Genomic DNA, 20,613 nt, shown 5'->3' on the forward strand with positions numbered 1-20,613 from the left:
TTCCTTGCGTAACGCCTCGTAAACCTGCCTTTTCTCCCTCGACGAATAACTTCCCCGGCGACAGACTGCCGCCATGAAAAAAGAAGATGGCTTTACCTTGATTGAAACCCTCGTTGCCGTGGCGCTGATTGTCATCCTTAGCGCAGCGGGGATCTCCGGCTGGCAGAGCTGGCAAGCACAGCAGCGGCTGTGGCAAACCGCCCTGCAGGCGCGCCATTTCCTTGAGCGCTTGCGGGAAGAGGCCAACTGGCACAACCAGTCCCAGGTTGTTTACAGCGTGCAGAAAGGGGATCAGTGGTGCTTGCTTAACGCACCGGCGGCGCGTTGCTCAGCGCAGCAGGCTTTGATGATGCGCCCGGCCTGGCCGGACATAGCACTGGCTGATGTCACGCCGTCGCTCGGCTTTTATGGTTTACGCAATACCGCCTGGCCGGGGCATATCCGCCTGCGCAGCAGCGCCGGTGAGTGGCGGGTGGTGGTTTCCGCATGGGGAAGGATCAGAATGTGTCAGCCTGGGGGAGGGAGTGTATGTTAAACGTTCAGCGTGGTTTCTCTTTGTTAGAGACGCTGCTGGCGATGGCCATCGGTAGTGTGCTGCTGCTTGCTTCCGCCCGCTTTCTGCCCGGGCTACAAATTGCCCTTATGCAGCACACCCGGCTGCAGACCATCGAGGATGACCTCTGGCAGCGTCTGCGTGCAGTCGGCAAACACCTCCAGCGTGCGGGTTACTGCAATGGGAGTTGCAATGGTCAGCCGCTTTTTATCAGCGCCAAAGGGGAGTGCGTTATTGCACAGTGGGATGCCAACAGCAACGGTCGCTGGGAGGGCGCACCCAGTAATGACGCTGAACAAACGGCCTTTCGCCTGCAAAACGGCGCGCTCGAAACGCTACGCGGCGCGGCCTCCTGCAGCGGGCGAGGGTGGGAAAAAGTCACCGATCCGGCGCAGATGCACGTCGAGCGCTTTAGCGTGACCCGTCGCCAGACGGCAGGTTTTGCGCCGCAGCTGACTATTCTGCTGGCCGCCAGCCTGCCGGGCGCAACCGAGAAAACGGTGAGCGGTGAATTAACCGTTACCGGGTATAACCTGTGAATCGGCAGCGCGGCGTATCCTCCCTGGCGCTGGTGCTTCTGTTGCTGCTGTTGGGCAGCCTGATGCTCAACGGTCTTAACCAGCAGCTAACCAGCCATATCTGGCGGGTCAATCGTGAAGGGCAGGGGATACGCAGCAGCGCAGCGGTCTCATCGGCGATGGAGGCGGCGCGGCACAGGAGATGGCCGTCAGCGCCCGTGCTGCAATGCCTGCAACCTGATGCAGAGGGGGTGCGAAGCTGCCTGCGTATTTTTGCCGACGGCTCCGCCCTGCTGATCGCCGCCAGCGCAGAGGCCGCATTATGGCGGCTTGGGCGCGTAGAGGGTGAAACGGTTCGCTTCTCGCCCCACGGCTGGAGCGATTTCTGCCCCATTAAGGAGAGCGCATTATGTCAACTTCCCTGAACCGGGAGCGGGGTTTTAGCCTGACGGAAGTCCTGCTGGCGATGATGCTGATGGTGATGGTGGTCACTGCCCTTGGCGGGTATCATCGCGCGCTGTCCGCCGGGTTTTCAGCCACCAGCCAGTGGCGACAGCTCTGGCGCTATGCGTGGCAGCAGGCTCAACCTCACGCGACGCCTCTCACTGCGGGCTGGCAGGTTTCACGGGGGCAGACAACAACAGAAGGATGTGTCAGCATCAACGTCACCGTTATCTCGCCGCTGGGCAGGCAGGGGAAAATGACGCAACTTTTTTGCCCAAATAGTCAGTAGTCAGGAGCACGTATGTTAAGGGTTTATCACTCCAATCGTCTGGATGTGCTTGAAGCACTGATGGAGTTTATCGTTGAGCATGACAGGCTCGACGATCCCTTTGCGCCGGAAGTGATCATGGTGCAAAGCACCGGTATGGCGCAGTGGCTGCAGATGACCCTGGCGCAAAAATTTGGCATCGCCGCCAATATCACCTTTCCGCTGCCCGCGAGCTTTATCTGGGAGATGTTCGTTACCGTCCTGGAGGATATCCCCAAAGAGAGCGCCTTCAACAAACAGAGTATGAGCTGGAAGCTGATGTCGCTGCTGCCTGCACTGCTGGAGCATGAGGACTTTGCCATGCTGCATCACTATCTCCACGATGATGATGACAAGCGCAAACTGTTCCAGCTCTGCTCACGCGTGGCGGATCTTTACGATCAGTACCTGGTTTATCGCCCGGAGTGGCTGACGCGCTGGGAGGCGGGAGAAAGGGTCGACGGGCTGGACGACGCGCAGCGCTGGCAGGCGCCGCTCTGGCGCGCGCTGGTTGAACATACGCGCGAGTTAGGCCAGCCCCACTGGCACCGCGCCAACCTCTATCAGCGCTTTATCTCCCGGCTTGAATCGGCGAAAGAGCCGCCTGCCGGGCTGCCTGCCCGCGTCTTTATCTGCGGCATCTCTGCGCTGCCGCCCGTCTACCTGCAAGCCCTGCAGGCGCTGGGCAAACATATTGATGTTCATCTTCTGTTTACTAATCCCTGCCGCTACTACTGGGGCGATATCAAAGATCCGGCGTTTCTCGCACGGCTGGTCACGCGCCGCCGCCGTCATCACCGGGATGACCGGCAGTTCCCTCTTTTCCGCGATACGCAAAGCGCGGAAGGTCTGTTCAATGGCGAAGGGGAGCAGGATGTGGGTAACCCCCTGCTGGCCTCCTGGGGCAAGCTCGGGCGTGACAACATCTTTCTGCTGGCGGGGATGGAGCGTTATGAAGAGCTGGATGCTTTTGTCGACATCACGCCTGGGTCGCTGCTGCAAAACCTCAAATATGACATCCTTGAGCTGCAAAACAGCGCGGTAGCCGGCGTCACGGCAGAAGAGTTTGCGCGCAGCGATAAAAAGCGCCTGCTCGATCCAGAGGATCGCAGCGTCACGGTGCATATCTGCCACAGCCCGCAGCGGGAAGTGGAAGTGCTGCACGATCGTCTGCTGGCGATGCTGGAGGAGGATCCTGAACTGACGCCGCGCGATATCGTGGTGATGGTGGCAGATATCGACAGCTACAGCCCCTATATTCAGGCGGTGTTTGGCAGCGCCAGCGGTGAGCGCTACATCCCCTATGCGGTATCCGACCGCCGCGCACGTCAGGCTCACCCCGCGCTGCAAGCCTTTATCAGCCTGTTATCCCTGCCGGACAGCCGCTTCGTCTCGGAAGATGTGCTGGCCCTGCTGGATGTCCCTGTGCTGGCAGCCCGCTTCAACATTACCGAAGAGGGGCTGCGCTACCTGCGCCTGTGGGTAAACGAGTCCGGTATTCGTTGGGGTATGGATGATGACAACGTGCGTGAACTCGAACTGCCGCCAACCGGGCAGCACACCTGGCAGTTTGGCCTGACGCGCATGCTGCTCGGCTACGCCATGGAGAGCCGTCAGGGCGAGTGGCAGTCAATTCTTCCTTATGACGAGTCGAGCGGGCTGATTGCGGAGCTGGTCGGTCACCTGGCCTCGCTGCTGATGCAACTCAATATCTGGCGTCGGGGTCTTGCCGAAGAGCGCCCGCTGGAGGAGTGGCTACCGGTCTGCCGGGAGATGCTTAATGACTTCTTCCTGCCGGATCAGGAGACCGAAGCCGCGCTGGCGCTGATTGAGCAGCAGTGGCAGGCGATCATCGCCCAGGGCGTTGGCGCGAGCTATGGCGAAGCAGTTCCGCTCTCTCTGCTGCGTGATGAGTTGGCTCAGCGCCTCGATCAGGAGCGTATCAGTCAGCGCTTCCTCGCCGGCCCGGTCAACATCTGCACACTGATGCCGATGCGCTCGATCCCGTTCAAAGTGGTCTGCCTGCTGGGGATGAACGACGGCGTCTATCCGCGTACGCTTCCTCCGCTCGGCTTTGATTTGATGAGCCAGAAACCGCAGCGCGGCGATCGCAGCCGCCGCGATGATGACCGCTACCTCTTCCTCGAAGCACTTATCTCTGCTCAGCAGCAGCTCTATATCAGCTATATAGGCCGTTCGATCCAGGATAACAAAGAGCGTTTTCCTTCGGTGCTGGTGCAGGAGCTGGTGGACTATATTGGCCAGAGCCACCATCTGCCGGGTGATGAGGTGCTCAACTGCGACGAAAGCGAGCGGCGGGTGAAGGCACATATCACCCATCTGCATACCCGCATGCCGTTTGATCCGGCTAACTATACGGTGGATGAGTGGCAGAGCTATGCCCGCGACTGGCTGCCCGCCGCCAGCCTGCAGGGTGAAGAGCATCTGCCCTTTATCCAGACGCTGGAGACGCCAGTGCTGGAGACGCTGGCCTTTGACCAGCTTCAGCGCTTCTGGGCGCACCCGGTGCGCGCCTTCTTCCAGATGCGTCTGCGGGTGAATTTCCGCCCGGAAGAGAGCGATATTCCGGACGCCGAGCCATTCATTCTTGATGGCCTCGATCGCTACCAGCTTAACGACGAGCTACTGAATGCGCTGGTTGAAGAGCAGGATGCGGAAAAACTGTTCCGCCGCTATCGCGCTGCGGGTGTGCTGCCATACGGGGCGTTTGGTGAGATTGTCTGGGAGACGCAGTGCAAAGAGATGCAGGCGCTGGCCAGCCGCGTTATTGAGCATCGCCAACCGGCAGACAGCCTCGAAATCGACCTGCACTGCGCGGGTGTTCACCTGACCGGATGGCTGGCCCACGTGCAGCCGGACGGGCTGCTGCGCTGGCGTCCATCGCAGCTGAAGGTCTCCCAGGGTCTGCAACTTTGGCTGGAACATCTTGTCTACTGTGCCAGTGGCGGAACGGGAGAGAGCCGTCTCTTTGTGCGCAAAGATGGTCAGTGGCGCTTCCCGCCGTTGCCGCCTGAAGAGGCGCTGCGCTACCTGGCGTTGATGATTGAAGGCTACCGCGAAGGGATGGCGAAACCCTTGCTGTTACTGCCGGAAAGCGGTGGCGCGTGGATAAAAGCCTGTTATGACGCAGCAAATGATGCCATGGTAAAGGACGACGAGACGTTGCAAAAAGCGCAGAGCAAATTTTTGCAGGCCTATGAAGGCAACATGGTGGTCAGCGGAGAAGGTGCCGATGTCTGGTATCAGCGTCTGTGGCGAACCCTCGAGCCGGAGTACTTCGCAGAGATTACCGCGCAGGCGCAACGTTTCCTGTTACCGCTTTATCGACACAATCAGCCCGCCTGACGGTATAAAAATTGCGCAGAGGGGAGCCATCCCTTATTATGCGCGACGGTCACGGACTGATATAACACGCGTGCTGACGCTGTCAGCACACATTTACCTGCTACTCCGGCGGTTATCGGGGGAGCAGGAAAAGTTAATGATGAGGTTCGTGAATGCCCTGCAGCACCTGGTTAACTATCTCCGTTCTGTTTTTTGCCCTGTGGGCACCACTCAGTCAGGCTGACACCGGCTGGCAGCCTGTTAAAGAGACTATCCGTAAGAGCGACAAAGATACGCGGCAGTATCAGGCGATCCGCCTCGATAACGGCATGGTCGTGCTGCTGGTCTCGGATGCGCAGGCGGTCAAATCCCTTTCCGCGCTGGTTGTCCCGGTCGGCTCGCTCGAAGATCCCGATAGCCATCCAGGCCTTGCTCACTATCTTGAGCATATGACGCTGATGGGGTCGAAAAAGTATCCGCAGCCAGACAGCCTCGCTGAATACCTCAAAATGCACGGCGGCAGCCATAACGCCAGCACTGCGCCTTATCGCACCGCTTACTACCTGGAAGTGGAAAACGACGCGCTGGACGGTGCCGTGGATCGCTTAGCCGATGCCATCGCCGAGCCGCTGCTGGCAAAGAAGTACGCCGAGCGGGAGCGTAACGCGGTCAACGCGGAGCTGACCATGGCGCGTACCCGTGACGGCATGCGCATGGCGCAGGTGAGTGCAGAGACCATTAACCCCGCTCACCCCGGCGCGCGCTTCTCCGGCGGCAATCTTGAAACCCTCAGCGATAAACCGGGCAGCCCGGTGCATGACGCGCTGCTGGCGTTTCGCGATAAGTTCTACTCGGCCAACCTGATGAAAGCGGTGATTTACAGCAATCGCCCACTTAACGAGCTGGCGACGCTCGCGGTGCAGACCTATGGCCGGGTTCCCAACAAAGATATCACCCGGCCTGAGATCACCGTGCCGGTGGTAACGGACGCGCAAAAAGGCATCATTATTCATTACGTGCCGGAAGTGCCGAACAAGGTGCTGCGCGTTGAGTTTCGTATTGATAACAACACCGCGGCCTTTCGCAGCAAAACCGACGAGCTGATTACCTATCTGATTGGCAACCGCAGCCCGGGCACGCTCTCGGACTGGCTGCAAAGCCAGGGGCTGGTTGAAGGCATTCGCGGTGATTCCGACCCGGTAGTAAACGGTAACAGCGGCGTGCTGGCCATCTCCGCCACGCTGACGGATAAAGGGCTGGCGAATCGCGATCGGGTTGTCGCCGCTATCTTCAGCTACCTGCAACTGCTGCGCGAAAAGGGGATCGATAAACGCTATTTCGACGAGCTGGCGCACATTCTCGATCTCGATTTCCGCTACCCGTCGATCACCCGCGATATGGATTACGTTGAGTGGCTCGCCGACACGATGATCCGCGTGCCGGTTGCTCACACCCTCGATTCCGTCAACATTGCCGACCAGTTTGATGCTAAAGCGGTACAGGCGCGTCTTGATGAGATGACGCCGCAAAACGCGCGTATCTGGTATATCAGCCCCGATGAGCCGCACAATAAAAAGGCTTACTTCGTCGATGCGCCTTACCAGGTAGAGAAAATTACCTCTGAGCGCTTTGCCGCCTGGCAAAAAGATGAGGCGGGGATCGATCTGAAATTCCCGGAGCTTAACCCCTACATTCCGGATGACTTCTCGCTGATTACCCCGGCGAGAACATACACGCACCCGGAGCTTATTGTTGATGAACCGGCGCTGCGCGTGGTCTACATGCCGAGCCGCTACTTCGCCAATGAGCCACGGGCGGATGTCAGCGTGGTGCTGCGTAATCCGCAGGCGATGGACAGCGCGAAAAATCAGGTGATGTTTGCCTTAAATGATTACCTGGCAGGGCTGGCGCTCGATCAGCTTAGCAACCAGGCCGCGGTCGGCGGCATCGGTTTCTCCACCAATGCCAATAACGGTTTGATGCTGAATGCCAACGGCTACACCCAGCGTCTGCCGCCGCTCTTCAGCGCCTTGCTGGAGGGGTATTTCAGCTATACGCCCACCGAGGAGCAGCTGACGCAGGCGAAATCCTGGTACAGCCGGATGATGGCTTCGGCGGAGAAGGGCAAAGCGTTTGACCAGGCGATTATGCCGGTGCAGATGATATCGCAGGTGCCCTATTTCCCGCGCGAAGCGCGCCGTGCGCTGCTGCCGTCGATCACCGTGCAGGACATTCTCCATTATCGTGATGCGCTGAAGCAGAATGCCCGCCCGGAGTTCCTGGTGGTGGGTAACCTGAGTGAACAGCAGGCGAAAGACCTTGCCCGCAACGTACAAAAACAGCTTGGCACCAGCGGTAACGAATGGTGCCGCAACAAAGACGTGCTGGTGGATAAAAAGCAGAACGCCATGTTTGAGAAAGCGGGCAACAGCACCGATTCCGCGCTGGCTGCCGTCTTTGTGCCGACCGGTTTCGATGAGTACAGCAGCTCGGCGTACAGCGCGATGCTCGGGCAGATTGTGCAGCCGTGGTTCTACAACCAGCTGCGCACCGAAGAGCAGCTCGGTTATGCCGTCTTCGCATTTCCTATCAATGTTGGCCGCCAGTGGGGAATGGGCTTCCTGTTGCAGAGCAATGAGAAGCAGCCCGCCTGGCTCTGGGAGCGCTATAAAGCCTTCTTCCCGACCGCTGAAGCGCGCCTGCGCGCGATGAAGCCGGAGGAGTTTGCGCAGATCCAGCAGGGTGTCATTGCGCAAATGCTGCAAGCGCCGCAGACATTAGGCGAGGAGGCTTCCAAATTGAGCAAAGATTTCGATCGCGGCAATATGCGCTTCGATTCACGTGATAAAGTAGTGGCCCAAATAAAAGCGCTGACGCCGCAAAAACTTGCGGACTTCTTCCATCAGGCGGTGGTTGAGCCGCAAGGTATGGCGATACTGTCACAGATCTCCGGAAGCCAGAGCGGAAAAGCCGACTACGCCCGGCCTGACGGCTGGAAGGTCTGGAAGGACGCCAGCGCTTTGCAGCAATCCTTACCCTTGATGAGCGAGAAAAATGAGTGAAACGACCGCTGAGACCCTTGATCCCCTGCGCCTGCCGCTTACCGGCGAGCGCCTGATTGAAGCCTCGGCGGGCACCGGTAAGACCTTCACCATCGCCGCGCTCTATCTGCGGCTGTTACTCGGGCTTGGCGGCAATGCCGCCTTTCCCCGCCCGCTCAACGTCGAAGAGCTGCTGGTGGTCACCTTCACCGAAGCGGCGACGGAAGAGCTGCGCGGACGTATTCGCAGCAACATCCATGAGCTACGCATCGCCTGCCTGCGCGAAAGCAGCGAAAACCCGCTCTACGCCAGCCTGCTGGCAGAGATTGAAGACAAACAGCAGGCCGCCCACTGGCTGATGCTGGCGGAGCGGCAGATGGATGAAGCCGCGGTCTTTACCATCCACGGTTTTTGCCAGCGCATGCTTAGCCTCAACGCCTTTGAATCCGGCATGCTGTTTGAACTGAAACTGCTGGAAGATGAAACCCTGCTGCGTTATCAGGCCTGCGCCGACTTCTGGCGTCGCCACTGCTACCCGTTGCCGCGCGATATTGCGCAGGTGATCCACGATTTGTGGAAGGGGCCGCAGGATCTGCTCCGGTCTATCGACCGCTATTTGCAGGGCGAAGCCCCGCAGATCAAATCGCCGCCGCCGAAGGAGGAGACCCTCGCGTCGCGCCATGCGCAGATTGTCTCGCAGATCGACGCAGTGAAACGTCAGTGGCTCGACTCCGTGAATGAGCTGGAGCCGCTGCTGGAAAATTCTGGCATCGACCGGCGCAAGTTCAATCGCGGTAACCAGGGAAAGTGGATTGAGAAGATCTCCGCCTGGGCGCAGGAGGAGACCAGCACCTATCTGCTGCCGGACGCGCTGGAGAAGTTCTCGCAGGCGTTTCTCGCCCAGCGCACCAAAGCGGGCGGCGTTGTGCCCGAGCATCCGCTGTTTGTCGCCATCGAAACGCTGCTGGCGCAGCCGTTGACTCTGAGCGATCTGGTGCTGACCCGCGCGATGCGTGAAATCCGCGACGCGGTCGCCAAAGAGAAGCGCCGCCGCGGCGAGCTCGGTTTTGACGATATGCTCAGCCGGCTCGATCACGCGCTGCAAAGCCCGAACGGCGAGGCGCTGGCTGCGGCTATCCGCACCCGTTTTCCGGTGGCGATGATCGATGAATTTCAGGATACCGACCCGCAGCAGTACCGCATCTTTAGCCGTATCTGGCTGAATCAGCCCGAGTGTGGCCTGCTGCTGATTGGCGATCCCAAGCAGGCAATCTACGCTTTTCGCGGCGCTGATATCTTCACTTATATGAAAGCGCGCGACGAAGTGAGCGCCCGCTATACCCTTGACACCAACTGGCGTTCGTCGCCGGGGATGATCGCCAGCGTCAATCGGCTCTTTAGCCAGATGGACGACGCATTTATGTTCCGCCAGATCCCCTTCCTGCCGGTGAAAGCGGCTGCGCGCAACAGCGGCCTGCGCTTTGCGGTGAAGGGGGAAACCCAGCCGTCGATGAAGCTGTGGCTGATGGAGGGCGAAGGCGTGGGAGTTGGTGATTACCAGAGCTTTATGGCCCAGCTCTGTGCGATGCAGATCCGCGACTGGCTCAGCGCCGGGCAGAGAGGCGATGCGCTGCTCTACGAAGGGGATAAAGCGCGGCCGGTAAAAGCCTCGGATATCACCGTGCTGGTGCGCAGCCGCCATGAAGCATCGCTTATCCGCGATGCGCTGACGCTGCTCGGCATTCCCTCTGTCTACCTCTCCAACCGCGACAGCGTGTTTGAGACGCCGGAAGCGCAGGAGCTGCTCTGGCTGCTGCATGCGGTGCTGACGCCGGAGCGTGAAAACACGCTGCGCAGCGCGCTGGCAACCTCGATGCTCGGGCTGACGGCGCGGGATATCGACGCGCTCAATCTTGATGAAGATGCCTGGGATCGGGTGGTTGAGGAGTTCTCTCACTATCGCGAGCTGTGGCAAAAGCGCGGCGTAATGGCGATGCTGCGCACGCTGATGAGCGCGCGTAACGTGGCGGAAAATCTGCTCGCCACGCCCGGCGGAGAGCGTCGTTTAACAGATATTCTGCATGTCAGCGAGCTGTTGCAGGAAGCGGGCACGCAGCTTGAAAGTGAGCACGCACTTACCCGCTGGCTGACGCAGCATATCGCCGAGCCGAACACCAGCGCTGCCAGTGAGCAGATGCGTCTGGAGAGCGACAAGCACCTGGTGCAGATTGTCACCATCCACAAATCGAAAGGCCTGGAGTATCCGCTGGTCTGGCTGCCGTTTATCGCCAACTTCCGCGTTCAGGATCAGGGTTTTTATCACGATCGCGCCTCGTTTAATGCGGTGCTCGATCTCAGCCATGCCGAAGAGAGCATTGAGCTGGCAGAGGCGGAGCGGCTGGCGGAAGATTTACGCCTGCTCTATGTGGCACTGACCCGTTCGGTGTGGCACTGCAGCCTCGGCATTGCGCCGCTGTTTCGCCGTCGTGGCGAGAAGAGCGGGCCAACTGATTTCCACCTCAGCGCGTTGGGTCGTCTGATCCAGAAGGGCGAAGCGCTGGACGCCGCCGGGCTGCGTCAGGCGCTGGCAGAGATCTGTAATGAAGAGATTGTGCTGGCCATACCGCCAACGCCGGACACCGAGCGCTGGGAGTTACCGCAGCCGCAGCCGCCCGCGCTCAGCGTGCGGGAAGTGATGCGTCGGGTCGCCGATGACTGGCGCGTGACCAGTTACTCCGGCTTACAACAGCGCGGTCATGGCCTTGCTCAGGATCTGCTTCCGCGTCTGGATGTCGACGCCGCAGGCGAGCGCGAGGTGCAGACACAGCCAATGCTAACGCCGCACCAGTTTCCGCGCGGCGCGGCACCTGGCACCTTTTTGCACAGTCTGTTTGAAGATATCGACTTTACCCAGCCGGTATCACCGGAGTGGGTGGCGGAAAAGCTGCTGGTGGCAGGATATGAGGAGCACTGGCAGCCAGTGCTGAGCAGCTGGCTGGAGACGGTGCTGCACGCGCCGCTCACATCCGCCGGGGTCTCTCTTAGCCAACTGACGGCTAAAGATAAACAGGTTGAGATGGAGTTTTATCTCCCCATCAGCGCCACGCTGAGCGCAGAGGCGCTCGATGGGCTGATCCGCCGCTACGATCCGCTGTCGGCTGGCTGTGCGCCGCTCGATTTTCGCGACGTGCGCGGGATGCTGAAGGGCTTTATCGACCTGGTGTTTCGCCATCAGGGGCGCTACTACCTGCTCGATTACAAATCCAACTGGCTCGGCGAAAACGCCCAAGCCTATACGCAAGAGGCGATGGCGGCAGCCATGCAGTCCCATCGCTACGACTTGCAGTACCAGCTCTATACCCTGGCGCTGCACCGCTATCTACGCCACCGCATCGCCGATTATGACTATGAGCGCCATTTCGGCGGTGTGATCTACCTCTTTTTACGCGGCGTGGAGGCGCAGCAACCGGAGCAGGGGATTTTTACCACCCGCCCGGAGGCGGCGCTGATCGCCCGCATGGATACCCTGTTTGCAGGTGAAGTACCGGAGATGACACCATGAATGTGCAGGCTTTACTGCAAGAAGCGATGGAGCAGAAGCTGCTGCGTCCGCTGGACGTGCAGTTTGCCCTGACGGTGGCTGGCACGGAAGAACCCGCCCTGCTGCTGGCCGCCGCGCTGCTGAGCCGCGATGCGGGAGAGGGACATGTCTGCTTGCCGCTCTCGCGCCTGACGCCCGAGGTGTTCGGCGCTGATTCGCCGCTCGCACGCCAGCTGTTTGAAATGGCCGGGCCACCCGACGACTGGCAGGCGCTACTGCTTGCCTCACCGGCGGTTGGCGACGGCAGCGGCGCAACGCCGATTATTCTGCACGATGCGCGCCTCTACCTGAACCGTATGTGGTGGAACGAGCGACGTGTCGCGGAGTTCTTTGCCGCCCAGGAAGCCGTTGATGAGGCGGATGAAGCCCGTCTTTCTGAGGCGCTGGCCTCACTCTTTCCGCCAGACAATGAAGCCGATGTGAACTGGCAAAAAGTCGCCGCCGCCGTGGCGCTTACCCGGCGAATTTCGGTGATCTCCGGCGGGCCGGGAACCGGTAAAACCACTACCGTGGCGAAGCTTCTGGCGGCGCTGGTACAAACGCTCAATGGCAGCCGCTGCCGTATCTGCCTGGCTGCGCCCACCGGTAAAGCCGCCGCGCGGTTAACCGAATCCCTCGGCAACGCGCTGCGCCAGCTACCGCTTGATGAGGCGCAAAAAGCGCTGCTGCCGGATGAGGCCAGTACGCTGCACAGGCTGCTCGGTGCGCAGCCGGGAAGCCAGCGCATGCGCCATCACGCGCTCAACCCGCTGCATCTGGACGTGCTGGTGGTGGATGAGGCGTCGATGATTGACCTGCCGATGATGTCGCGGCTGATTGATGCCCTGCCGCCGCGGGCGCGGGTGATCTTCCTCGGCGATCGCGATCAGCTGGCCTCCGTTGAGGCCGGTGCGGTGTTGGGGGATATCTGCGCCTGGGTGAATGCCGGGTACAGCGCGACGCGCGCGGCGCAGCTCTCACGGTTAACCGGCGCGGAAGTGCCCGCAGGTGAAGGTGAGGCAGCCACCGCGCTGCGCGACAGCCTCTGCCTGCTGCAAAAAAGTTACCGCTTCGGCAGCCACTCCGGCATCGGGCAACTGGCCGCCGCGGTTAACCGCGGTGATAAGCGCGCCACCCAGGCGGTCTTCAGCCAGGGCTTTGAGGATATCGAGCGGAAACCGCTTAACAGTGCCGAGGCCTATCAGGAGATGATTGACGACGCGCTGGCGGGCTACAGGCACTATCTCTCGCTGGTGCAGGGCCACGCTGAGCCGGAAGCGATTATCGCCGCCTTCGGCGAGTACCAGCTGCTCTGCGCGTTGCGCGAAGGGCCGTTTGGCGTCAGCGGGCTGAATGAGCGGCTTGAGCTGGCGTTAGTGCGTCAGCGTAAAATCACCCGCCAGCCCTTCTCGCGCTGGTATCACGGCAGGCCGGTAATGATTTCGCGCAACGACTCCGCGCTGGGGCTGTTCAACGGCGATATCGGTATTGCGCTGGATCAGGGGCAGGGGATGCGCGTCTGGTTCCCGCTGCCGGGCGGTAAGATCAAGTCGGTGCAACCGAGCCGTTTGCCGGAGCATGAAACCGCCTGGGCAATGACGGTGCATAAATCACAGGGCTCGGAGTTCGATCACGCCGCGCTGATCCTGCCTGCGCAAAACGTGCCGGTGGTGACGCGCGAGCTGGTTTACACCGCGATTACTCGCGCACGTAAACGACTCTCGCTCTATGCCGATGAGCGCGTACTGAGCCAGGCGATCGCCACCCGCACCGAGCGGCGCAGCGGTCTTGAAGCGCTGTTCAGCGCCCTGAAATAAAACGCCCCGCACAGGGCGGGGCGTGAATCAGGTCAGATCGGCCATCAGCACTTTTGAGCGCCGCTGGTAGTTGTACATCTGCTTTTTGGTTTCAGGCAGCGAGTCGATATCCACCGGCGTAAAGCCGCGCTCCTGGAACCAGTGAATGCTGCGGGTAGTGAGCACAAACAGCTTGCTGAGACCCATCTGCCGCGCCTGCAACGCAATGCGTTCCAGCAGCGCTTCGCCGCGTGACGAGCTGCGGTAATCAGGATGCACGGCCACGCAGGCCATCTCGCCAATCTTCTCTTCCGGGAAGGGGTAGAGCGCCGCGCAGGCGATGGTAAGGTTGTCGCGCTCAATAATCGTGAACTTATCGATCTCCATCTCCAGCTGCTCGCGGGAGCGGCGCACCAGGATGCCCTGCTGTTCGAGCGGGCGGATCAGTTCCAGAATGCCGCCGATATCGTTAATGGTGGCGCGGCGGATCTGCTCGGCGCTCTCCATCACAATCTGCGTGCCGATACCGTCGCGGGAGAAGAGCTCCTGCAACAGCGAGCCATCTTCCTGATAGCTGATTAAGTGGCTGCGACGCACGCCGCTGCGGCACGCTTTTACCGCGCCGCGCAGGAAACGCACGGTGCCGGAGTGGTAGTCGCCGCGCTGCTCCAGCTCTTCGACACGCGCCTGCGCGTCGTTAGGGAATAGCTCGGAGACAATTTCGCCTTCATCGTTCATGACGCCCTGCGACGAGCAAAAGCCAATCATCTTCTCCGCTTTCAGCTTGATCGCCAGCTGGGTGGCAATCTCTTCGGAGGTGAGGTTAAAGCTCTCACCGGTGACGGAGACCGCAACCGGCCCCATCAGCACAATTGCGCCGCTATCGAGCTGGCGATGGATCGCCTCTTCATCAATACGGCGAATGCGGCCGCTGTGGCAGTAGTCAACGCCGTCATCAACGCCCAGCGGCTGCGAAATAATAAAGTTACCGCTAACCACGTTGATGTGCGCGCCCTGCAACGGTGTGTTATTGAGGCTCATCGACAGCCGCGCAGTGATATCCAGTTGCAGCAGACCGGCGGCCTGTTTCACCAGCTCAAGGGTTTTAGCGTCGGTGACGCGGGTGTGTTTGTGGTAGATCGGTTCGTGGTGATGTTCAGCAAGGTTGGCGTCGATTTGCGGGCGCGCGCCATAGACCACCACCAGCCTGATCCCGAGGCTATGCAGCAGGCCGATGTCGTTGACAATGCTGGAGAAGTTTTCATGTTCGATGGCTTCACCCCCGAGCATAATGACGAATGTCTTTCCCCGATGGGCGTTGATATAGGGAACGGAATGGCGGAATCCCTGCACCAGTTCGGTTCTGCGCTCTTTGACCACGGCCTGTCCTCACTGCATGATTATTCGTAAAAAGTGTATTTTTATTCTTTTATTGCCTTCGCTGCAAGCACAAATTTTCTTAACCCAGGATTCTCCCGTCTTTGTGAAGCATAGCGCCAGACATATGTTTACCCTTTAAAAGATGACAGTTTATGCATCATTCGCTAAAGTTTTCCGTCAATTCTGACGTTAAGCATTATTTAAACAAATTGCTCGGGAGAAGCATGTCGGGAAGTCATTCAGCGCTGAGCCGCCGCAAATTATTACAGGGTGCGGGGGCGATGTGGTTATTAAGCGTGAGCCAGGTTGGCCTGGCCGCCGTCAGTCAGGTGGTCGCCGTGCGCGTCTGGCCTGCGTCGAGCTATACCCGTGTGACGGTGGAATCGAACCGCGTGGTGAAGTACAAACAGTTCGCCTTGAGCAACCCCGACCGCCTGGTGGTGGATCTGCAAGGCGTCCACCTCAACTCCGTGCTCAAAGGCATGGGAACGCAGATCCGCAGTGACGATCCCTTTATCAAATCAGCCCGCGTGGGTCAGTTCGATCCGCAGACGGTGCGCATGGTGTTTGAACTTAAGCAGAATGTGAAACCGCAACTCTTTGCGCTGGCGCCGGTCGCAGGCTTCAAAGAGCGTCTGGTGATGGATCTCTATCCGGCGAATGCGCAGGATGTGCAGGATCCGCTGCTGGCGCTGCTTGAAGAGTACAACCAGGGCGATCTTGATAAGCAGGTGCCGCCCGCGCAGAGCGGTCCGCAGCCGGGCAAAGCCGGGCGCGACAGGCCGATTGTGATCATGCTCGATCCCGGCCATGGCGGGGAAGATCCGGGGGCGACGGGGAAATATAAAACCCGTGAGAAGGATGTGGTGCTGCAAATCGCCCGCCGCCTGCATGCGCTGATCGAGAAAGAGGGCAATATGAAGTCCTATATGACCCGCAATGAGGATGTCTTTATTCCGCTGAAGGTGCGGGTGGCGAAAGCGCAGAAGCAGCGCGCCGACCTCTTTGTCTCGATTCATGCCGATGCTTTCAGCAGCCGCCAGCCGCACGGTTCCTCCGTCTTCGCGCTCTCGACCAAAGGGGCGACCAGTACGGCGGCGAAATATCTGGCGGATACGCAGAACGCGGCGGACTTGATTGGTGGCGTGAGCAAAAGTGGTGATCGCTATCTCGATCACACCATGTTCGATATGGTGCAGTCGCTGACCATCAACGACAGCCTGAAGTTTGGCAAAGCGGTGCTTAATAAGCTGGGGCGCGTCAATAACCTGCATAAGAACAGCGTCGAGCAGGCGGGCTTTGCGGTGCTGAAAGCGCCGGATATCCCGTCGATTCTGGTTGAGACGGCATTTATCAGTAATGTGGAAGAGGAGCGTAAGCTCAAGACCGCAAAATTCCAGCAGGAAGTCGCAGAGTCGATTCTGGCAGGGATTAAAGCCTACTTCGCGGATGGCGCGACGCTGGCGAGAAGGGAATAACAGAATGGCGCCGAAGGGCGCCATTTTTTTGTCTTGTTTGCTACGCGGTTTTACAAACGCCAGAAACAAAAAAACACCCGTTAGGTGTGTTTATTGTGTTGGTTGCGGGGGCCGGATTTGAACCGACGACCTTCGGGTTATGAGCCCGACGAGCTACCAGGCTGCTCCACCCCGCGTCCGTCTGTTTACACTTCCATCATGTAAACTTTTTCTTTCTTCCACATTTTAATTGGTTGCGGGAGCCGGATTTGAACCGACGACCTTCGGGTTATGAGCCCGACGAGCTACCAGGCTGCTCCATCCCGCGTCCGTGGAAGCGCACTATACGCCGTAGACGATTTGATGCAACCTTTTTTTGCGACATTTGTCGATTTAAGGACTTTATGTTTAAAAACAACACAATGTGCTTAAGATTTAAACAAAACTGATATCGGAATGTTCGTGTGCATTTCATTAGCCACAGCGGTTTGTTATCTTCATCCGGCTTGGGGTTAACCAAAAGATGAGAAACAATGAAAGCACGTTGGGCTAGGTTCGTACTCACAGGCGCGATGGTGGCACTTCTCGCGTCCTGCTCTTCTAAACCGACCGATCGCGGTCAACAGTATAAAGACGGAAAATTCTCTCAGCCTTTTTCCCTCGTTAATCAGCCTGACGCCGTGGGCGCACCGATTAATGCCGGAGACTTCTCCGAGCAGGTGAGCCAGATCAGAAGCTCTGCGCCGCGCCTGTATGGCAACCAGAGCAGCGTCTATAACGCGATTGAAGCCTGGCTGCGCGCCGGGGGCGATACCCGCTCGCTGCGCCAGTACGGCATTGATGCCTGGCAGATGGAAGGCACAGACAACTATGGCAACGTGCAGTTTACCGGCTACTACACGCCGGTAGTGCAGGCGCGCCATACCCGCCAGGGCGAGTTCCAGTATCCTATCTACCGCATGCCGTCAAAACGCGGCCGCCTGCCTTCGCGTGCGGAGATCTACGCCGGGGCGCTCAGCGAGAACTATGTGCTGGCCTACAGCAACTCGCTGATGGACAACTTCATTATGGATGTGCAGGGCAGCGGCTATATTGATTTCGGTGACGGCAGCCCGCTCAACTTCTTTAGCTACGCCGGTAAAAATGGCCACGCCTATCGCAGCATCGGCAAAGTGCTGATCGATCGCGGTGAAGTAAAGCGTGAAGATATGTCGATGCAGGCGATTCGCGAGTGGGGCGAGAAGCACAGCGAAGCGGAAGTGCGCGCGCTGCTGGAGGAGAACGCCTCCTTTGTCTTCTTTAAACCGCAATCCTGGGCTCCGGTAAAAGGCGCCAGCTCCGTGCCGCTGATTGGCCGCGCGTCGGTTGCTTCTGATAAAACCGTGATCCCACCGGGCACTACGCTGCTGGCAGAAGTGCCGCAACTGGACAGTAAAGGCAAATTCAACGGCCAGTATGAGCTGCGCCTGATGGTGGCGCTGGATGTTGGCGGGGCAATTAAAGGCCAGCACTTCGACATCTACCAGGGTATCGGCGCGGAAGCCGGGCATCGCGCCGGCTGGTATAACCACTATGGCCGTGTCTGGATATTAAAGAACGCGCCGGGCGCGGGTCTGACGGGCAACGTCTTTAGCGGCTAAGGGAATGTGGTAAACTCTTCACCCCTTCCGGTCCCGGAGGGGGTTCTCTGTTTCAGCTTGAGGTTTCATATGTCAGCAGTAATCAGCGACGCCTGGCGCCAGCGCTTTGGCGGGACGGCGCGTTTGTATGGTGAAAAAGCGCTGCAGTGGTTTGCCGATGCGCATATCTGCGTGGTCGGCATTGGTGGCGTTGGCTCGTGGGTCGCCGAAGCGCTGGCGCGCACCGGAATTGGCGCCATCACGCTGATTGATATGGATGATGTCTGCGTCACCAACACCAACCGGCAGATCCACGCCCTGCGCGATACCGTTGGTGAAGCGAAAGCGGAAGTGATGGCCGCGCGCATTCGCGATATCAACCCGGAGTGCCGTGTCACGGTGATCGACGATTTCGTCACCGCTGATAATGTGGCGCAGCTGATGAGCACCTCGTTCAGCTATGTGATTGACGCTATTGATAGCGTGCGGCCAAAAGCGGCGCTGATTGCCTATTGCCGGCGCAATAAGATCCCGCTGGTAACCACCGGCGGCGCGGGCGGGCAGATCGATCCGACGCAGATCCAGGTGAGCGATCTGGCGAAAACCATTCAGGATCCGCTGGCAGCGAAGCTGCGCGAGCGGCTGAAGAGCGATTTCGGCGTGGTGAAAAACAGCAAAGGCAAACTCGGTATCGACTGCGTCTTCTCAACCGAAGCGCTGGTCTACCCGCAGGCGGATGGTTCGGTGTGTGCGATGAAAAGCAGCGCAGAAGGGCCAAAAAGGATGGATTGCGCCGCCGGGTTTGGTGCGGCAACGATGGTGACCGCCACCTTTGGCTTTGTCGCGGTCTCCCATGCGTTAAAAAAACTGATGGCGAAAGCAGAGCGTCAGGCCAGCGCCTGACGAGCCTGCTCCTGCACGGCGGCCGCCAGCGCCGCCAGCCCCTGGCTGCGCGAAGCGCTCAGCTGATTGCGCAGCCCTAACTCATCAAACAGCACCAGCGGATCGTTCTCTGTGAGCGTCTGAGGGCGTTTGCCCTCCACCGCCGTCAGCAAGACCGCTAACAAACCGCGCACGATGCGCCCTTCGCTGTCGCCAAAGAAGTGCAGCGTGCCGTCGGGCAGACGCGTTGAGCCGAGCCAGACGCGGTTTTCGCAGCCGGGGATCTCCTGCGCCTGCGCTTTTATCTCGTCCGTTGCGGCAGGCAACTGCTTGCCGAGCATAATCAGCTGGCGGTACTTCTCTTCCCACGCGTTGAGCGCGCCAAAGGTCTGGCGCAGTGTCTCTTCAGTGACCACGGTGCCGAACGGATGTCCGGCGAATGCAGGGCTTGTCATCAATCCACCAATAGTTCCAGAGCACGGTCGACGGCGCTGACCAGCGCATCGACATCCTGTTGAGTATTATAGGGCGCAAATGAGGCGCGTAGCGTGCCATTGACGCCAAGCGCGGCGAGCAGCGGCTGGGCGCAGTGCTGGCCCGCGCGCAGAGCGATGCCGTAACCCGCCAGCAGCGTCACCATATCGCTGTGATGCACGCCGTCAAACGTGAAGGCCAGCAGGCTGGAGTCCTGGCAGCGGAATGAGCGGAAACCGGGGCGCTGTGCCAGCTGCTCCTCCGCCAGCGTTGCCAGCCCGCGGCTGTAGCGTTCAGCCTGCGCAATATCAATTCCGTTCAGCCACTCCAGCGCGGCGCTTAAGCCAATCACCCCCGCCACGTTAGGCGTACCCGCTTCCAGCTTATAAGGCACCGGCTGCGTGGTGAAACCCGCAAAGGTCACTTCGCTGATCATCTTGCCGCCGCCGAGCCATGGCGTCATCGCCTCCAGCAGCTCCGCTTTGCCATACAGCGCGCCAATGCCGTTCGGACCATAGAGTTTATGGCCGGAGAAGGCGTAAAAATCGATATCCAGCTGCTGCACGTCGGCAGGAAAATGGACCACGCCCTGTGCGCCATCGACCATCACCACCATGCCGGCCTGATGGGCAAGCGTAATGGCGCGGGCGAGATCCGGGCAGCCACCAGTGACGTTGGACATCTGTCCCAGCGCCAGAATCCGGCTGCGGGAGGTGATAAGGGCAGGGAGATGGTTAAGATCCGGCAGGCGATCGTCCGCCAGCGGCAGTTTCACCACTTTTGCGCCGGTCTGCTCCGCGACCATCAGCCACGGCACCAGGTTGGCGTGGTGCTCCGCCTCGCTGACAATGATCTCATCGCCAGGTTGTAAGCGCGGGCGGGCATAGCACTGGGCAACCATATTGATCGCCTCGGTGGTGCCGCGCGTCCAGACAATATTTTTGCCGGAAGGGGCGTTGAGCAGCGTGGCGACCTGGTCGCGTGCGGCTTCGTAACGGGCGGTGAGCTGCTGTGCTTCGGCAAACTGGCTGCGGTGGACATTGCCAGCGCTCAGGCTGTAGAACTGCTGCGTAGCGTCAATTACCGTCTGCGGTTTCAGCGCGGTCGCGGCGCTGTCGAGGTAGACACCCGCGTCGGCCAGCGCCGGAAACTGGGCGCGAAACTGCGAAGGATTAAATGCGTTCATACTTATCCTCATCTGTAGGCCGACGATGGTC

Annotated in this window: 14 protein-coding genes and 2 tRNA genes; 11 read left to right on the plus strand and 5 right to left on the minus strand. The window is 59.6% G+C overall.

Annotated features, from left to right (window positions below; all coding sequences use genetic code 11):
• Positions 1-73: 73 nt before the first annotated feature.
• From ACWPW2_RS18730 to recD, 8 genes are all read left to right on the plus strand, one after another.
• Positions 74-535, plus strand: coding sequence for a prepilin peptidase-dependent protein (locus ACWPW2_RS18730; protein ID WP_454124659.1), 462 nt, complete (start codon positions 74-76; stop codon positions 533-535).
• Positions 529-1,092: a prepilin peptidase-dependent protein gene (locus ACWPW2_RS18735; RefSeq protein WP_312122397.1), complete on the plus strand. Its 564-nt coding sequence runs from the start codon at positions 529-531 to the stop codon at positions 1,090-1,092. The genes ACWPW2_RS18730 and ACWPW2_RS18735 overlap by 7 nt, the downstream gene beginning before the upstream one ends.
• The gene (locus ACWPW2_RS18740) at positions 1,089-1,496 is read left to right on the plus strand and encodes a DUF2509 family protein (RefSeq protein ID WP_312122400.1); all 408 of its coding nucleotides are present in this window, start codon (positions 1,089-1,091) and stop codon (positions 1,494-1,496) included. Before ACWPW2_RS18735 ends, ACWPW2_RS18740 begins: the two co-directional genes overlap by 4 nt.
• A complete protein-coding gene (locus ACWPW2_RS18745) occupies positions 1,481-1,804 on the plus strand; it encodes a prepilin-type N-terminal cleavage/methylation domain-containing protein (protein ID WP_454124662.1) in 324 nt (107 codons plus the stop codon). Before ACWPW2_RS18740 ends, ACWPW2_RS18745 begins: the two co-directional genes overlap by 16 nt.
• Positions 1,805-1,816: 12 nt before the next feature.
• Positions 1,817-5,188 carry an exodeoxyribonuclease V subunit gamma gene (gene recC, locus ACWPW2_RS18750; RefSeq protein ID WP_454124664.1) on the plus strand — a complete coding sequence of 1,124 codons (3,372 nt, stop codon included), beginning with the start codon at positions 1,817-1,819 and terminating at the stop codon, positions 5,186-5,188.
• Positions 5,189-5,340: 152 nt separating this feature from the next.
• Entirely contained in the window at positions 5,341-8,229 is a 2,889-nt protein-coding gene (gene ptrA, locus ACWPW2_RS18755) for a pitrilysin (protein WP_454124666.1), read from the plus strand.
• Positions 8,222-11,770 (plus strand): exodeoxyribonuclease V subunit beta, encoded by a 3,549-nt coding sequence (gene recB, locus ACWPW2_RS18760; RefSeq protein ID WP_454124668.1) that lies wholly within the window; start codon positions 8,222-8,224, stop codon positions 11,768-11,770. Before ptrA ends, recB begins: the two co-directional genes overlap by 8 nt.
• Positions 11,767-13,605, plus strand: a complete 1,839-nt coding sequence (recD, locus tag ACWPW2_RS18765; RefSeq protein WP_454124670.1) for an exodeoxyribonuclease V subunit alpha — start codon at positions 11,767-11,769, stop codon at positions 13,603-13,605. Before recB ends, recD begins: the two co-directional genes overlap by 4 nt.
• A gap of 27 nt (positions 13,606-13,632) precedes the next feature.
• Here the strand turns inward: recD and argA are convergent, their stop codons facing one another.
• Positions 13,633-14,964 carry an amino-acid N-acetyltransferase gene (argA, locus tag ACWPW2_RS18770; protein ID WP_023481070.1) on the minus strand — a complete coding sequence of 444 codons (1,332 nt, stop codon included), beginning with the start codon at positions 14,962-14,964 and terminating at the stop codon, positions 13,633-13,635.
• A gap of 224 nt (positions 14,965-15,188) precedes the next feature.
• On the opposite strand from argA, the gene amiC reads away from it, so the two are divergent.
• Positions 15,189-16,442 (plus strand): N-acetylmuramoyl-L-alanine amidase AmiC, encoded by a 1,254-nt coding sequence (amiC, locus tag ACWPW2_RS18775; RefSeq protein ID WP_454124672.1) that lies wholly within the window; start codon positions 15,189-15,191, stop codon positions 16,440-16,442.
• A 99-nt stretch (positions 16,443-16,541) separates the two neighbouring features.
• Here the strand turns inward: amiC and ACWPW2_RS18780 are convergent.
• Both ACWPW2_RS18780 and ACWPW2_RS18785 read right to left on the minus strand, forming a co-directional pair.
• Positions 16,542-16,618: transfer RNA gene (locus ACWPW2_RS18780), tRNA-Met, on the minus strand.
• A 54-nt stretch (positions 16,619-16,672) separates the two neighbouring features.
• Positions 16,673-16,749 (minus strand) — tRNA-Met (locus ACWPW2_RS18785).
• Between the two features lie 205 nt (positions 16,750-16,954).
• Here ACWPW2_RS18785 and mltA point away from each other — a divergent pair.
• Both mltA and tcdA read left to right on the plus strand, forming a co-directional pair.
• Positions 16,955-18,061, plus strand: a complete 1,107-nt coding sequence (gene mltA, locus ACWPW2_RS18790; protein WP_034813802.1) for a murein transglycosylase A — start codon at positions 16,955-16,957, stop codon at positions 18,059-18,061.
• Positions 18,062-18,130: 69 nt separating this feature from the next.
• Complete coding sequence (tcdA, locus tag ACWPW2_RS18795; protein ID WP_042713386.1) at positions 18,131-18,943, plus strand: tRNA cyclic N6-threonylcarbamoyladenosine(37) synthase TcdA; 813 nt, start codon at positions 18,131-18,133, stop codon at positions 18,941-18,943.
• Here the strand turns inward: tcdA and csdE are convergent.
• Together csdE and csdA are read right to left on the minus strand one after the other, a co-directional pair.
• The gene (csdE, locus tag ACWPW2_RS18800) at positions 18,928-19,377 is read right to left on the minus strand and encodes a cysteine desulfurase sulfur acceptor subunit CsdE (RefSeq protein ID WP_454124675.1); all 450 of its coding nucleotides are present in this window, start codon (positions 19,375-19,377) and stop codon (positions 18,928-18,930) included. The genes tcdA and csdE overlap by 16 nt on opposite strands.
• Positions 19,377-20,582 (minus strand): cysteine desulfurase CsdA, encoded by a 1,206-nt coding sequence (gene csdA, locus ACWPW2_RS18805; RefSeq protein WP_454124677.1) that lies wholly within the window; start codon positions 20,580-20,582, stop codon positions 19,377-19,379. Before csdA ends, csdE begins: the two co-directional genes overlap by 1 nt.
• Positions 20,583-20,613: the final 31 nt, after the last annotated feature.

The organism is Kosakonia sp. Marseille-Q7440, assembly GCF_965119485.1.